The sequence below is a fragment of the Pseudomonas sp. 22082 genome (genome assembly GCF_052046055.1).
Lineage (GTDB): Bacteria > Pseudomonadota > Gammaproteobacteria > Pseudomonadales > Pseudomonadaceae > Aquipseudomonas > Aquipseudomonas pharyngis.
The window spans coordinates 1-15,546 of the sequence record NZ_JBQEQB010000011.1; the positions used below are offsets into that span (position 1 = coordinate 1).

15 protein-coding genes are annotated in these 15,546 nt (G+C 60.0%); 10 read left to right on the forward strand and 5 right to left on the reverse strand.

What is annotated here, in order from left to right; genetic code table 11:
* Nucleotides 1–356: 356 nt before the first annotated feature.
* Both ACTJK9_RS14525 and ACTJK9_RS14530 read right to left on the reverse strand, forming a co-directional pair.
* Complete coding sequence (locus ACTJK9_RS14525; RefSeq protein ID WP_440814524.1) at nt 357–1,577, reverse strand: CaiB/BaiF CoA transferase family protein; 1,221 nt, start codon at nt 1,575–1,577, stop codon at nt 357–359.
* A gap of 13 nt (nt 1,578–1,590) precedes the next feature.
* Nucleotides 1,591–2,772 (reverse strand): acyl-CoA dehydrogenase, encoded by a 1,182-nt coding sequence (locus tag ACTJK9_RS14530; protein ID WP_440814526.1) that lies wholly within the window; start codon nt 2,770–2,772, stop codon nt 1,591–1,593.
* Between the two features lie 158 nt (nt 2,773–2,930).
* On the opposite strand from ACTJK9_RS14530, the gene ACTJK9_RS14535 reads away from it, so the two are divergent.
* The 10 genes from ACTJK9_RS14535 to ACTJK9_RS14580 all read left to right on the forward strand — a co-directional run bounded on the left by ACTJK9_RS14535 (nt 2,931) and on the right by ACTJK9_RS14580 (nt 12,771).
* Nucleotides 2,931–3,830: a LysR family transcriptional regulator gene (locus tag ACTJK9_RS14535; RefSeq protein ID WP_440814529.1), complete on the forward strand. Its 900-nt coding sequence runs from the start codon at nt 2,931–2,933 to the stop codon at nt 3,828–3,830.
* Nucleotides 3,831–4,264: 434 nt separating this feature from the next.
* Nucleotides 4,265–5,386 carry a Re/Si-specific NAD(P)(+) transhydrogenase subunit alpha gene (locus ACTJK9_RS14540; RefSeq protein ID WP_085613550.1) on the forward strand — a complete coding sequence of 374 codons (1,122 nt, stop codon included), beginning with the start codon at nt 4,265–4,267 and terminating at the stop codon, nt 5,384–5,386.
* A 15-nt stretch (nt 5,387–5,401) separates the two neighbouring features.
* A complete protein-coding gene (locus ACTJK9_RS14545; RefSeq protein ID WP_003220416.1) occupies nt 5,402–5,722 on the forward strand; it encodes an NAD(P) transhydrogenase subunit alpha in 321 nt (106 codons plus the stop codon).
* The gene (locus tag ACTJK9_RS14550; RefSeq protein ID WP_085613551.1) at nt 5,722–7,155 is read left to right on the forward strand and encodes an NAD(P)(+) transhydrogenase (Re/Si-specific) subunit beta; all 1,434 of its coding nucleotides are present in this window, start codon (nt 5,722–5,724) and stop codon (nt 7,153–7,155) included. Before ACTJK9_RS14545 ends, ACTJK9_RS14550 begins: the two co-directional genes overlap by 1 nt.
* A gap of 214 nt (nt 7,156–7,369) precedes the next feature.
* Nucleotides 7,370–8,863: an acetyl-CoA hydrolase/transferase family protein gene (locus ACTJK9_RS14555; protein ID WP_064592552.1), complete on the forward strand. Its 1,494-nt coding sequence runs from the start codon at nt 7,370–7,372 to the stop codon at nt 8,861–8,863.
* Nucleotides 8,864–9,183: 320 nt separating this feature from the next.
* Nucleotides 9,184–9,399, forward strand: coding sequence for a DUF1127 domain-containing protein (locus ACTJK9_RS14560; protein ID WP_003220409.1), 216 nt, complete (start codon nt 9,184–9,186; stop codon nt 9,397–9,399).
* A 332-nt stretch (nt 9,400–9,731) separates the two neighbouring features.
* Nucleotides 9,732–10,049 (forward strand): DUF2388 domain-containing protein, encoded by a 318-nt coding sequence (locus tag ACTJK9_RS14565; RefSeq protein ID WP_064592550.1) that lies wholly within the window; start codon nt 9,732–9,734, stop codon nt 10,047–10,049.
* Nucleotides 10,050–10,156: 107 nt separating this feature from the next.
* Nucleotides 10,157–10,465 (forward strand): DUF2388 domain-containing protein, encoded by a 309-nt coding sequence (locus ACTJK9_RS14570; RefSeq protein WP_085613552.1) that lies wholly within the window; start codon nt 10,157–10,159, stop codon nt 10,463–10,465.
* Nucleotides 10,466–10,492: 27 nt separating this feature from the next.
* The gene (locus ACTJK9_RS14575; protein ID WP_039764795.1) at nt 10,493–10,813 is read left to right on the forward strand and encodes a DUF2388 domain-containing protein; all 321 of its coding nucleotides are present in this window, start codon (nt 10,493–10,495) and stop codon (nt 10,811–10,813) included.
* Entirely contained in the window at nt 10,810–12,771 is a 1,962-nt protein-coding gene (locus ACTJK9_RS14580) for a DUF7844 domain-containing protein (RefSeq protein ID WP_440814535.1), read from the forward strand. Before ACTJK9_RS14575 ends, ACTJK9_RS14580 begins: the two co-directional genes overlap by 4 nt.
* Before the next feature lie 65 nt (nt 12,772–12,836).
* On the opposite strand, the gene ACTJK9_RS14585 is transcribed toward ACTJK9_RS14580, so the two are convergent.
* The 3 genes from ACTJK9_RS14585 to trpB form a co-directional block, all read right to left on the reverse strand.
* Entirely contained in the window at nt 12,837–13,280 is a 444-nt protein-coding gene (locus tag ACTJK9_RS14585) for an anti-virulence regulator CigR family protein (protein ID WP_440814537.1), read from the reverse strand.
* A gap of 122 nt (nt 13,281–13,402) precedes the next feature.
* A complete protein-coding gene (trpA, locus tag ACTJK9_RS14590; RefSeq protein ID WP_085613554.1) occupies nt 13,403–14,215 on the reverse strand; it encodes a tryptophan synthase subunit alpha in 813 nt (270 codons plus the stop codon).
* Nucleotides 14,215–15,462, reverse strand: coding sequence for a tryptophan synthase subunit beta (gene trpB / locus ACTJK9_RS14595; protein ID WP_064379337.1), 1,248 nt, complete (start codon nt 15,460–15,462; stop codon nt 14,215–14,217). The genes trpA and trpB overlap by 1 nt, the downstream gene beginning before the upstream one ends.
* Nucleotides 15,463–15,546: the final 84 nt, after the last annotated feature.

The window sequence follows — 15,546 nt, forward strand, 5'->3', positions numbered from 1 at the left end:
CTCTCGTTAGCGGGAGGCGAATTCTACAGCGTTACACGCTGCTGTCAACACCTCTTTTCTCCGCTTTCGACCGAGAAGATCGAACCGTTGAAAGCACCAGAAAAACCGGCATTTCCAACTCCTTCCTGGCTTCGATGAACTGAAGCGATCCACTCTCGAAACATACTTAACTCATTGAATCTCAAGGAGTTTTCCGTTTCGACTGCGCCGGAAGTGGGGCGAATTATAGAGACTCAGAATCTGCCGTCAACCCTTAATTTCGCTTTTCTTTCAATAACTTGCAGATAGACCAAAAAACATCCAACTCCCTCTATATAGAAGAAGGATTCAATATCCCTTCTATATAGAGAGAACTCTCAGAGCACTCCATCCTCTGTCATCGCAGCCACTGCACCCGCTCCCAGCCCCAGCACCCGCTGCAAAACCTCCAAGGTATGCTCCCCCAACAAAGGAGGCGCACGGCGATACTCGACAGGAGTCCGCGACAACCGAATCGGGCTAGCCACCTGCGGCACCATCCCCGCCAGCGCGTGAGGCAGCTCGATCGCCAACCCGCGCGATTTCACCTGCGGATCCTCGAACACCTGTGACAGATCATTGATCGGCCCGCATGGCACGCCCGCCTGCTCCAGCTGACTCACCCACTCTGCGGTGGTCTTGAAGACGGTCGCCTGGCGGATCAGCGGAATCAGGACGGCCCGATTCGCCACTCGCAGCTTATTAGTCGCGAAACGCGGATCGTCCGCCCACTGCGGTTGCCCCGCCACTTCGGCGAACTTGCGGAACTGCCCGTCATTACCCACCGTGAGAATGAAGTCACCGTCAGCCGTAGGAAAATCCTGATACGGCACGATGTTCGGATGCGCATTACCCAGCCGCTTTGGCGCAGTGCCCGTCGTCAGGTAGTTCATCGCCTGGTTGGCAAGGCATGCCACCTGCACATCCAGCAAAGCCATATCGATATGCTGCCCACCACCATCGTGATCACGGTGGGCCAGCGCCGCCAGAATCGCTACGGTCGAATACAGCCCCGTCAGGATATCCGTGAGCGCCACACCCACCTTCACCGGCCCGGCACCCTCATCACCTTCGGGTCGCCCGGTCAGGCTCATCAGACCGCCGAGGCCCTGGATCATGAAGTCATAACCCGCACGCTTGGCATACGGTCCGGTTTGACCGAAGCCGGTGATCGAGCAATAGACCAGATCCGGATTGATTGCCTTCAGCGACTCGTAATCCAGGCCATAAGCCGCCAGACCACCCACCTTGAAGTTTTCGATAAGGATGTCGGACTTGGCGGCCAACTCCCGTACCAGCTTCTGACCCTCGGGACGCGTGAAGTCGATCGTCACCGATTGCTTGTTACGATTGGCCGACAGGTAATAAGCCGCCTCGCTGGTGTTCTCGCCGTAAGCGTCTTTCAGGAAGGGCGGCCCCCAGGCGCGGGTATCGTCACCATTACCCGGGCGCTCGACCTTGATCACTTCCGCTCCGAGATCGGCCAGGATCTGACCAGCCCACGGGCCGGCCAGCACTCGCGATAAATCCAGTACCCGCAGATGCGACAGCGCGCCCATGGTCGCTCTCCTATTAATAGAACGCCTGCAGGCCGGTCTGAGCACGACCGAGGATCAGTGCGTGAACGTCGTGCGTACCTTCATAGGTATTCACCACTTCCAGGTTGACCAGGTGACGGGCCACACCGAACTCATCAGAGATCCCGTTGCCGCCCAACATGTCACGCGCCATGCGGGCGATCTCGAGAGACTTGCCGCAAGAGTTGCGCTTCATGATCGAAGTGATTTCAACGGCAGCAGTGCCTTCGTCCTTCATGCGACCCAGACGCAGACAGCCTTGCAGTGCCAAAGTGATCTCGGCCTGCATGTCAGCCAGCTTCTTCTGGATCAACTGAGTGGCGGCCAGCGGACGACCGAACTGTTGACGATCCAGGGTGTACTGGCGAGCGGTGTGCCAGCAGAACTCGGCCGCGCCCAGCGCCCCCCAGGAAATGCCATAACGTGCGGAGTTGAGGCAGGTGAACGGACCTTTCAGACCACGTACATCCGGGAAGATGTTCTCTTCCGGCACGAACACGTTGTCCATGACGATTTCGCCGGTGATCGAAGCCCGCAGGCCAACCTTGCCGTGAATCGCCGGAGCACTCAGGCCTTTCCAGCCCTTCTCAAGAACGAAGCCGCGAATATCGCCAGCATCATCTTTGGCCCACACCACGAACACATCGGCGATCGGGCTGTTGGTGATCCACATCTTGGCGCCGGTCAGGCTGTAGCCGCCGTCGACTTTGCGTGCACGCGTAATCATCGCGCCCGGGTCGGAACCGTGATTTGGCTCGGTCAGACCGAAGCAACCGATCCACTCGCCGGAAGCCAGTTTCGGCAAGTACTTCTGCTTCTGTGCTTCGGTGCCGAACTCGTTGATCGGCACCATCACCAGCGAAGACTGCACACTCATCATCGAACGGTAGCCGGAGTCGACACGCTCGACTTCACGGGCAATCAGGCCATAGCTGACGTAGTTGAGGCCGCTGCCACCGTACTGCTCGGGGATGGTCGCGCCCAACAGGCCGACCTCACCCATTTCACGGAATATCGCCGGATCGGTCTTCTCATGGCGGAAGGCTTCAAGAACACGTGGAGCGAGGCTCTGCTGGGCGAATTGCTCGGCAGTGTCGCGGATCATGCGTTCTTCTTCAGTCAGCTGTTGATCCAGCAGCAGGGGATCGATCCAGTTGAAGCTAGCTTTACCGCCCATGAGTGAGTCCTCGCAAATCGGGTGAATTAACGTGGCATTGATCCTAGGCCCGCTTCGCTGTCCCGGCAAACGAGGATTTCGCATCCTGTTGTGCTAATTTCTCACTCCGAAACGTCGCGAAATGCCGATTAAGCAATGTATTAGTGAGGTTGACGTACATGCGTCGCAAGATCCCCAGCACCACCGCCCTGATCAGCTTCGAGGCCGCTGCCCGTCACGAGAGCTTTACCAGGGCCGCCGAAGAACTTTCCCTCACCCAGGGCGCCATTTGTCGACAGATCGCCAGCCTGGAAGATTTCCTCAGCGTCGAACTTTTCCGGCGCTCGCGTCGCGGAGTGAAGCTGACGGAAGCGGGGCTTTCATACAGCCGTCGGGTAGCGACCCAGCTCGATGCCGTAGAGCGCGACACCCTGTCGGTGATGGGTCAGCAAGGTACCAACGTGATCGAACTCGCTGTGGTACCCACCTTCGGCACGCAGTGGCTGCTGCCAAGACTGAAGGACTTCCAGCTCAAGCACCCGGAGGTAACGGTCAACCTGACCAACCGCACGCGCCCGTTCCTGTTTGCCGACACTGACTTCGATGCCGCCATCTACTTTGGCGATGCCGACTGGTCCGGTACCGAATCCCACAGGTTGATGGGCGAGAATCCGATGCCGGTGTGCAGCCCTGCCTTGCTTGGTGACAAGAACAGTCTGACACCCGAAGAAATCGCCGATCTGCCGCTCCTCCAGCAAACCACCCGTCCCTACGCCTGGCGACAGTGGTTCAACTCGCAACACCTGAACATCCCACGCGACATGACAGGTCCGCGCTACGAACTATTCTCCATGCTGGCTCAGGCGGCCATGCACGACATGGGCATCGCGCTGATCCCACCGTTCCTGATTCAGCGCGAACTGGCCGAAAAACGCCTGGTGATTGCCAACCCGAACGCACTCTCCAGCATCAAGGCGTATTACCTGATGATTCCGGAGCGAAAGGTCGAATCGGCGTCACTCAAGGCTTTTCGCGATTGGCTGGTGAACCAGGCACACAGCTACAACCCAGAAGGATAAAGGGCTCCAGCGATTACTAACCTCGTAGTCAGGAAAATCAAAGCCCTACAGATATAACTATTTGTCGCAAATAGACAGACTGTATCCGAAAGTCGTACAGACGTCCCACAAGCGCCTGACGACGTGGCTTTGCGCCCTCATTCGCGACGCATTGCGGCCTATTCACGTCACCGATGAGAAAATTCTTCAAATTCATCCAGACTCCTTGAAAGGCACGGCCTGCAAGGGATTCAACTGGCCATCTGCGACATTCGGTCACGGGATGACTTGTAGTTAATTTTCCGTCACCCGTCATAATCCCTTGAAGGGCATAAACTTCGCCTGCAAAATGCCGCGCCCCGCCCTGATTTGGCGGGATCGTGCTGATCGGCCGCCCCAGTCGCACCATCCGTAGTGCATGGGTTTACTCAATAAGATCACGCAGGAGATTTGACGTGCACATTGGTGTTCCTCTCGAAACCCAGACCGGTGAAACACGGGTTGCTGCAACCCCGGAAACCATTAAAAAGCTGATCAGCCAAGGTCATAAGGTCACTGTGCAAACCGGCGCCGGCGTTAAAGCCAGCGTTGTCGACAGTGCCTATGAAGCGGCAGGCGCAACCATTGGCAGTGCCAATGACGCGTTTGGCGCCGAGCTGATTCTCAAAGTGGTCGCGCCAAGCGATGCCGAACTGACGCTGATCAAGCGCGGAACGGTGCTGGTGGGCATGCTCAACCCGTTCAACAACGACACCATCGCGAAGATGGCCGAGTGCGGGATTACCGCGTTCTCCCTGGAAGCGGCGCCACGTACCTCCCGGGCCCAGAGCCTCGACGTGTTGTCGTCCCAGGCGAACATTGCCGGCTATAAAGCCGTGCTGCTGGCTGCTCACTACTATCCGCGCTTCATGCCGATGCTGATGACCGCTGCGGGCACCGTGAAAGCGGCGCGCGTGCTGATTCTGGGGGCTGGTGTGGCCGGGTTGCAGGCGATTGCCACGGCGAAACGTCTGGGTGCCGTCATCGAAGCGTCCGACGTACGTCCGGCCGTGAAGGAACAGATCGAATCCCTCGGCGCCAAGTTCGTCGACGTGCCTTACGAGACCGATGAAGAACGCGAATGCGCGGTCGGCGTCGGCGGCTACGCACGCCCGATGCCGGCGAGCTGGATGCAGCGTCAGGCCCAGGCCGTGCACGAGCGCGCCAAGCAGGCTGACATTGTCATCACCACCGCACTGATCCCGGGCCGCAAGGCACCGACGCTGCTGAGTGCGGACACCGTCGCGCAGATGAAACCCGGCTCGGTGGTCATCGACCTCGCGGCAGCACAGGGTGGCAACTGCCCGCTGACCGTGGCCGATCAGGTCGTGATCGAGAACGGCGTGACCATCGTCGGCCCGACCAACCTCGCCGGTGAAGTCGCCGCAGACGCCTCGGCGCTGTACGCACGCAACCTGCTGGACTTCCTGAAGCTGGTCTTCACCAAAGAAGGCCAGTTCGAAGTTAACCTCGAAGACGACATCGTCGCTGCGTGCCTGATGTGCCGCGACGGCCAAGTCATCCGCAAAAACGCCTAAGCAGGGATTCAGACGATGGAAGAGCTTATCTCCCCCGGTATCTACAACCTGATCATCTTCGTGCTGGCGATTTATGTCGGTTATCACGTGGTCTGGAACGTTACACCCGCGCTGCACACGCCTTTGATGGCAGTGACCAACGCCATTTCGGCGATCGTGATCGTCGGCGCCATGCTCGCTGCAGCCCTGACCGTCACCCCGCTGGGCAAGACCATGGGCACTCTCGCCGTGGCACTGGCCGCGGTCAACGTGTTCGGTGGCTTCCTGGTCACCCGCCGCATGCTTGAGATGTTCAAGAAGAAAGCCCCGAAAGCAAAAGAAGAGGCGCCTAAGTAATGAGCATGAACCTCGTCACGACGCTCTACCTGATCGCGTCGATCTGCTTCATTCAGGCCCTCAAGGGTTTGTCGCACCCGACCACGTCGCGCCGCGGCAACCTGTTCGGCATGCTCGGCATGGCGCTGGCAATCATCACCACTGTCGGCCTCATCTATAAGCTGGGCGCTGAGCTGGCGACCGCAGGCATCGGTTACGTGATCGTCGGCCTGCTGATCGGCGGCACCGCCGGTTCGATCATGGCCAAGCGCGTTGAAATGACCAAGATGCCGGAACTGGTTGCGTTCATGCACAGCATGATCGGTCTGGCAGCGGTGTTCATCGCCATTGCGGCGGTGGTCGAGCCGCAGTCGCTGGGCATCGTCAAGCAACTGGGTGACTCGATCCCGGCGGGTAACCGTCTGGAGCTGTTCCTCGGCGCAGCCATCGGTGCAATCACCTTCTCCGGTTCGGTGATCGCCTTCGGCAAGCTGTCGGGCAAATACAAGTTCCGTCTGTTCCAGGGTGCACCGGTACAGTTCAGCGGTCAGCACAAGCTGAACGCGGTACTGGGGCTGGCGACGCTGATCCTCGGTGTTACCTTCATGTTGACCGGCAACCTCGCCGCGTTCGCCCTGATGCTGGCTCTGGCGTTCGTCATGGGCGTGCTGATCATCATCCCGATCGGCGGCGCCGACATGCCGGTGGTGGTGTCGATGCTCAACAGCTATTCCGGCTGGGCAGCGGCGGGTATCGGCTTCTCGCTGAACAACTCGATGCTGATCATTGCCGGCTCGCTGGTGGGTTCGAGCGGTGCGATCCTCTCGTACATCATGTGCAAGGCGATGAACCGTTCCTTCTTTAATGTATTGCTCGGCGGTTTCGGCAATACAGCAGACGCCGGTCCTGCCGGTGAGAAGGAAGCCCGTCCGGTGAAATCCGGTTCGGCTGACGACGCGACGTTCCTGCTGACCAACGCCGACACCGTGATCATCGTTCCGGGTTACGGCCTGGCGGTGGCCCGTGCACAGCACGCATTGAAAGAGCTGACAGAGAAGCTGACCCACCATGGCGTGACCGTGAAATACGCGATCCACCCGGTGGCCGGTCGGATGCCTGGCCACATGAACGTACTGCTGGCCGAGGCCGAAGTGCCGTACGACCAGGTGTTCGAGATGGAAGACATCAACTCCGAGTTCGGTCAGGCCGACGTGGTGCTGGTGCTCGGCGCCAACGACGTGGTGAACCCGGCCGCCAAGAACGATCCGAAATCGCCGATTGCCGGCATGCCGATCCTCGAAGCGTTCAAGGCCAAGACCATCATCGTCAACAAGCGCTCGATGGCCAGCGGCTATGCCGGTCTGGACAACGAACTGTTCTACCTGGACAAGACCATGATGGTGTTCGGCGACGCGAAAAAAGTCATCGAAGACATGGTCAAAGCGGTCGAGTAACTCGCTCTCTGCTTACCGGACGCCCCGACTTGTCGGGGCGTTTTTGTTTGCGCAAACCGTCGGACAATTTGCCACGTTGTTGCAGATCCAGTAACGGTGTTTTACTTGAAACCCGCTAAATAGACGCCTCGTTTGCGACCTTGGTAGCGGGACAGGCGCTCGCGAAATTCACTAGACTGCGCATCCTGCTACTCGCTGCCCGAGAAAATAATCCATGTACCGTGACCGTATTCGCCTGCCTTCGTTGTTGGATAAAGTGATGAGCGCCGCCGACGCCGCTGCGCTGATTGAGGACGGCATGACCGTCGGCATGAGCGGCTTCACCCGCGCCGGCGAAGCCAAGGCCGTGCCCCATGCGCTGGCCGAGCGAGCCAAGGTCACGCCGCTGAAGATCAGCCTGATGACCGGCGCCAGTCTGGGCAACGACCTCGACAAGCAACTGACCGAGGCTGGCGTGCTGTCCCGGCGCATGCCGTTTCAGGTCGACAGCACCTTGCGCAAGGCAATCAACGCCGGCGAAGTGATGTTCATCGACCAGCACCTGTCGGAAACCGTCGAGCAATTGCGCAACCAGCAACTGAAGCTGCCGGACATCGCCGTCATCGAAGCCGTGGCCATCACCGAACAGGGCCACATCGTGCCGACCACTTCGGTGGGCAACTCGGCGAGCTTCGCGATCTTCGCCAAACACGTGATCGTCGAGATCAACCTGGCGCACAACGCCAACCTCGAAGGTCTGCATGACATCTATATTCCGACCTATCGCCCGACCCGCACGCCGATTCCGCTGGTAAAGGTCGACGACCGCATCGGCAGCACCGCGATCCCGATCCCGCCGGAGAAGATCGTCGCGATCGTCATCACCCAGCAGTCGGACTCGCCGTCCACCGTGTCCTCGCCGGATGTCGATACCAAAGCCATCGCCGATCACCTGATCACCTTCCTCAAGCAGGAAGTCGATGCCGGGCGCATGACCAACAAGCTCGGGCCGTTGCAGGCCGGGATCGGCAACATTGCCAACGCGGTGATGTGCGGGCTGATCGATTCGCCGTTCGAAGACCTGACCATGTATTCCGAAGTGCTGCAGGACTCGACCTTCGACCTGATCGACGCCGGCAAGCTGAGCTTTGCCTCGGGCAGCTCGATCACCCTGTCGGAGCGGCGCAACAGCGACGTGTTCGGCAATCTGGAGAAGTACAAAGACAAGCTGGTGTTGCGCCCGCAGGAAATCTCCAACCACCCGGAAGTGGTGCGGCGTCTGGGCATCATCGGCATCAACACGGCCCTTGAGTTCGACATCTATGGCAACGTCAACTCGACCCACGTCTGCGGCACGCGGATGATGAACGGCATCGGTGGCTCGGGCGACTTCGCTCGCAACGCACACCTGGCGGTGTTCGTGACCAAGTCGATCGCCAAGGGCGGCGCGATTTCCAGCGTGGTGCCGATGGTCAGCCACGTCGACCATACCGAGCATGACGTCGACATCCTGGTGACCGAGGTGGGCCTGGCCGACCTGCGCGGCCTGGCGCCACGGGAACGCGCCCGGGTGATCATCGACAACTGTGTGCACCCGGACTTCCGCCAGGCGCTGAACGACTACTTCGACAAAGCCTGCGCGATCGGCGGCCACACCCCGCACATTCTGCGTGACGCCCTGAGCTGGCACATCAATCTGGAAGAAACCGGACGCATGCTGGCGGTGTAGTCCGCACAGATTTCCGCTGGCGCAAACACAGTTTCGCCAGCGGGATTTTGAAAACCACTGCAATCGTCAAAAACTGTACTGCTGTACCGGTCATTTCCTACAGTTTTTACCTACTTACATCATCGAAATGGGTCAAAATGCACCAAATAAGCGCAGACAGGTACAGTTTGCGCAATTTTGACCCGTACACCCCCTATAAACAGTTAACTGGTCACTCACAATACAGGTGAACTGTATCTAGAGAGTCTGGCCAAACGAGAGGATTATGGGCACCAGTTAAACCACTACCTAATCCCGCCACAAGCGGAAGGATGTCAACCATGGAACGTACACTCAGTTCCGAACTGTTCTTCGAAGACAAAGCTGCAAAAACCCAGGCTTCCCTGCCTCTGCGCGTTATCGCCAACCTGATGTTGTGGCAGCGCCGCATCTCCAGCCGCCACCAACTGGCTCGTCTGGATTCGCGTCTGCTGGCCGATGCCGGTATCAGCGAAGCACAACGCTACGAAGAGCTGAGCAAGCCGTTCTGGCGCTAATCAGCGTCGCTGGCTCTGGTCGCTAGACCCACCGCCAGCAACCCGAATTGAATAAACAAGACCCGTCGCGGGAAACCGCGACGGGTCTTGTCGTTTATGGGCCAGGAAAACCGAGTATCCACTCTTGATCATCGAACAGGTACAGTTCTCGTAATTTAACTAAATACAGGTACAGTTACGATAAATCGGTTCAGGCCAGCATCCTGACCACTGTGCGAAGTCGCAACGGAAGCCTAAGCTCCATTCAGAACGTGGCGAATGCTGTGCAACTGGCGTCTGACCTTCAGACACCGAGCCACCTCTCAATACGGTTTATCCACAGGAGTTCCCCCATGTCCCGTCTTCGTCTTCTTAGCGCCGCCGCCCTGCTGGCCGTAGCTGCAAACGCCAGCGCCAGCAGCTTCATCGTGACCACCGACGCCGTGGTTGGCGCGCTCAAGTCTTCTTCAGATGCCACCTCCGACGTTACGTCGTCCTTCCGTGACGACAAGATCGTGCTCGCTGCCCGTGACGACGCTGCCAGCTTCGTGGCCAGCGAAGGTGAAATCCGTGGCGTGAAACTGGAGAGCGCACTGGATCACATCCGTCATCAGGCTCCGCAACTGAACGCCACCGACGCACAGCTGGCCCAGGCCATTCTGACGATCTAAGCGACAGGGGCATCGCGGGACACCCCGGTCGTGTCCCGATGTTTCGGCGCTGGCTCTAGTCCGGGCATTGCGCTAGCCTTGGGACTCGCCAACAGTTGCCGAGTCCCATGCGTTTTCTTTCAAATCTGCTTATTCCTTCTGTACTGCTCACCGCCTGCTGGGTTCCTCTGGCAGACGCCTTCGATGTGTCCACACAGAACACCGTGGTCAGCGTCTGGGCCACGGGCATGGTTTCGTCCGCACCGTTCGACCGTAAACTGATCATCGCCGCGCACGACGATGCCGCAGCGTTCGTTGCCAGTGACGGCCAGATGCGCGGCGCACAGCTCGAATCTGCGCTGCATTACTTGCGCAAGAGCCGGCCAAAACTTCATGTCAGCGACCTTGAACTGGCACAGGCAATTCTCGTCCAATAGTCATCCCTGTCCTTTCGGAGTCGTTCCATGCGTAGCCCGCTGATTGCTGCCGCCCTTGGCCTGCTGTTGTTGGCCGATATGGCCCAGGCGCACACCCTGGTAGCCACCAGTAACATCATCGTCCGCGCCTCCCAGCGCACCATCGATTTCACCTCCGACACCACCACGTCGATTCGCGATTCGAAAATCATCCGCGAAGCCCATGACGACGCTGCCAGTTTCGTTGCCAGCGACGGTGATATCCGTGGTGCAAACCTGGAAGCGGCCTTCAAGACCTTGCGCACCCGCGTGCCGGAAGCCCGCGACGCCAGTGATCAGGTACTCGCCGAAGCCATCCTCGCACTGTGAGGTCACTCGGCGCCTGGCTGCTGGCCGGGGCGTTGTTGCTGCTTGGCAACAGCGCCCACGCCGGCCTGCAATTGCGGCTCAAGACCGATGGTTTGAGCCCCGCCCAACAACAGGCCAGCCAGGCGCTGCTCGATGAAGCCATGCAGGCATTGCCGCCGAGCTTCATCGAACGCCTGGATCGGCGCATCGATGTCGGCTGGACCGACGACATGCCCGGCAACGCCTACGGTCAGGCGACCCTCGTCTCCGAACTGGACCTGAACCGCAAACTGCTCGCCAGCCTCACCCACGGCAGTGCGGCGAAGGAAAAAACCAATCGCCCCCACGGCACCGTTCGCCGAGAACTGCTGGCGACGGTGCTGCACGAAATCACCCATATTTACGATCGCGCGCGCTTGTGGCCGGCGGCCGAACGCACGCTGATCCAGCGCTGCACCCGGCGCCACAACAGCGCCGGGCTGATCGGCATTCCCGATGAATGCCGAGGCCAGAACGGTCGGCGCTTCACCCTCAGCGATGATCCACGCCTGCTCGACCTCGCTGGCTGGCAGCAATACGTTGGCCGTCGTGGCGAACGTGAACAGCACAACCGGCAGATTGCCCGCAGCCCCGACCTCTACGAAATCTCCAGCCCGAAGGAGTTTGTCGCGGTCAACATGGAGTACTTTCTCCTCGACCCGAGCTACGCCTGCCGTCGCCCGGCGCTGTATCGCTATTACCAGGAACACTTCGGCTGGGCACCGCCAGCAAAGGATGAATGCGCCAAAACCTTCGCTTTCCTCAATGCCGGCAACGACTTTGCCAAACAGCCTCTGGGCCAGGTCGATCCGGAGCGGGTGTACGCGGTGGATTACCTGTTGGCCGAAGCCAACCAGAACTGGGTCAGCCGTTGGGGCCACAGCATGTTGCGTCTGGTGATCTGCGCACCGGGCCGGCCACGCGGGCCGGACTGCCGACTGGATCTGGATCAGCATCTGGTGTTGTCGTACCGCGCTTTCGTCGGCGACGTGCAGCTGTCGAGCTGGGACGGGCTGGTCGGCAAGTACCCTTCGCGACTGTTCGTGCTGCCGCTGGCGCAGGTGATCGACGAATACACCAAGACCGAACTGCGCAGCCTCGCTTCGGTGCCGCTGAATCTCTCTCGCAGCGAAATCGAGGGCGTGGTCGAACACGCTGCCGAAATGCACTGGAGCTACGACGGCAATTACTTCTTCCTCTCCAACAACTGTGCGGTCGAAGGCTTGAAACTGCTGCGCAGCGGCAGCAATAACGCCCGGTTGACCGGCCTCGACAGCATCATGCCCAACGGTTTGCTGGAAGTGCTGAAGGGGCGAGGCCTGGCCGACACCAGCGTGCTCGATGATCCGAAAGAGGCGCTGCGCCTGGGTTATCGCTTTGACTCGTTCCGTGACCGTTATCAGGCGATGTTCGATGTGTTGAAGAAGCAATTGCCGATCAAGCAGACAACCGTTGAAGAATGGCTTTCGCTATCCGCCGAAGAGCGTCGCCCCTGGTTCGAACGGGCCGACCTGCGCACCAGTGCCGCGCTGCTATTGCTGGAACAGGCCAGTTTCCGCCGCCAACTGCTGCTGGCTCAGGATGAGGTCAAGCAACGCTACCTCGGCGCCCGGGAGCTGGAGAACGGTGGCATGGACAAGGCCAACGCGACGTTGCAGCAAATTCTCGCCAACAGCGGCTTCCTCAGCCGACCGGCGGAACTGCTCGATTCCCGGGGTTATGGCCTGCCGCAACCGAGCGAGTTCAGCCGCCTGGAAGCCGAAAGCAGCCAGCGCCAGAAACAGTTGCTGGCACTGACCGGCGATCTGGATAAGGAAGTGCGCGCGCTGCTGGAGCCCAAACGAGCAGCCGAGATTGCGGCCAGCGAGGCCAACGTAAAGCAGATCGGCGAACATCTGCGCAAACTGCACAAAGCCTCGGGCGGATTGGAGTTGCCCTGAACAACAGCCCTGAAAACAAAAGACCGCAGCCCGTAAAGGCTGCGGTCTTTTTTATTGCCTGACGATCAGTACAGAACGCCATCCAACACTTCGTAAACGATCCCAGTGCCCACCGCGATCAGCACGATGTCACCGCCGGCACGACGCCATTCATAACCCGGGTAATACGGCAAACGACTCAAGGCCCGGTTATCCAGGCGCTCGCCGTAATAGCCATGGGGCAGCGGGCGGCCACGGACCAGATGGATGCCTGGAGGGGGCGGCGCACCGCGAACGAAATAGCCATGATTGTCACGGATCACCTGACGCACCGGGCCGAAATCCCGAGGCGGCGGGCCGCCGCGATGGTTGTTTTGCCAATCAGGGTGATCACCACCGCGATTGTCGTAGTGGCCCTGCTGCGGGCCGCCGTGGTCGTGATCGTCGCGCGGATCGGCGCTGGCCAGCAGCGGCGTCGCGCTGATCATCAGCACGCCCAGACTGGCAATCAGACGTTTCGGCATTTTCATCGGGTCTTTCCTCACTGCACTGACAGCAAAAAGGGGTTCAGAACGTGGCTCTGAACCCCTCGGTCTTGCTCAATTAGTCTGTGCCGCGAGGCCCTAATTCCTCTGTATCAGGAACTTTACCTTCAGCTGACGCGAGCCTTACGCACGCCTTCGGACAGCGCCGAGCACAGGCTCAGCACGCCGTCGATGGCCTGGTCCGGCGTGGTCGCGTTGGCAATGTGATCGATCAGCGCCGAACCCACCACCACACCATCGGCCAGACGCGCAATGGACGCGGCCTGCTCCGGCGTGCGGATACCAAAACCGATGCTGATCGGCAGATCGGTATGACGACGCAGACGTGCCACCGCTTCCTCGACGTGTTCCAGAGTCGCCGCACCGGCGCCGGTCACACCGGCAACCGACACGTAGTAAACAAAGCCGGAGCTGCCGGTCAACACTTTCGGCAGACGCGCATCATCGGTGGTCGGGGTGGTCAGACGAATGAAGTCGATGCCCGCTGCCTGGGCCGGGTCGCACAGCTCCGAGTTATGCTCCGGCGGCATGTCGACCACGATCAGGCCATCAACGCCGGCCTCTTTGGCTTCGGCGATGAAACGCTCGACGCCGAACTTGTGGATCGGGTTGAAGTAACCCATCAGCACCAGCGGCGTGTCGCTGTTGTCCTTGCGGAACTCGCGGACCATTTGCAGGGTTTTGATCAGATTCTGCTTGGCGCCAAGGGCACGGATGTTGGCCAGTTGGATTGCCGGGCCGTCGGCCATCGGGTCGGTGAACGGCATGCCCAGTTCGATCACGTCGGCACCGGCTTTCGGCAGGCCTTTGAGGATCGCCAGCGAGGTGTCGTAGTCCGGGTCGCCAGCGGTGACGAAGGTCACGAGGGCGGCGCGATTCTGTTCCTTGAGTTCGGCAAAGCGGGTTTGCAGGCGGCTCATCAGTGTTTCTCCTGCTTCGATTGCTCTTGTTGAGAGTGTTCCATGTGGTGCATGACGGTCTGCATGTCTTTGTCGCCGCGGCCGGACAGGTTGACCACCATCAGGTGATCCTTCGGCAGTTTCGGTGCACGTTTGAAGACTTCGGCCAGGGCGTGGGCGCTTTCCAGTGCCGGGATGATCCCTTCCAGACGGCAGCACTGGTGGAACGCAGCGAGGGCTTCGTCGTCGGTCACCGAGGTGTACTGGACGCGGCCGATGTCATGCAACCACGCGTGCTCAGGGCCGATGCCCGGATAGTCGAGGCCGGCGGAAATCGAGTGGGCGTCGATGATCTGGCCATCGTCGTCCTGCAGCAGGAAGGTGCGGTTGCCGTGCAACACACCCGGTACGCCACCGTTGAGGCTGGCCGCGTGCTTACCGGTCTCGATGCCATAACCGGCGGCTTCCACGCCGATGATCTCGACGCTCTTGTCATCGAGGAACGGGTGGAACAGGCCCATGGCGTTGGAACCACCGCCGATGCACGCCACCAAGCTGTCCGGCAGGCGACCTTCCTGAGCTTGCAGCTGATCGCGGGTTTCCTTGCCGATCACGGCCTGGAAGTCGCGAACCATGGCTGGATAAGGGTGCGGGCCGGCCACGGTGCCGATCAGGTAAAAGGTGCTGTCGACGTTGGTCACCCAGTCACGCAGCGCTTCGTTCATTGCGTCTTTCAGGGTGCCGGTGCCGGCGACCACCGGGATCACCTCGGCGCCCAGCAGCTTCATGCGGAACACGTTGGCCTGCTGGCGCTCGATGTCGGTGGTGCCCATGTAGATCACGCAATCCAGACCGAAACGCGCAGCCACGGTGGCGGTGGCTACGCCGTGCATGCCGGCTCCGGTCTCGGCGATGATGCGTTTCTTGCCCATGCGCCGCGCCAGCAGGATCTGGCCGATACAGTTGTTGATCTTGTGCGCGCCGGTGTGGTTCAGCTCTTCGCGCTTGAGGTAGATCTTGGCGCCACCGCAGAACTCGGTCAGGCGCTCGGCGAAATACAGCGGGCTCGGACGTCCGACGTAGTCACGCTGGAAGTAGGCCAATTCCTCTTTGAACGCCGGATCTTCCTTGGCCGCCTCGTATTCGCGGGCCAGATCGAGGATCAACGGCATCAGGGTTTCCGCGACATAACGGCCGCCGAACGAGCCAAACAGGCCGTTGGCGTCAGGGCCGTTACGCAGATCGGAGGTGTTCGAAGTCTGGGTCATGGTTCGCTCCAGCGGATTTCACGAGAAGACAATGGCGTTCACTCTACCCCTGACCTTCCAGACTGAAAACCGATAAGATCGCCA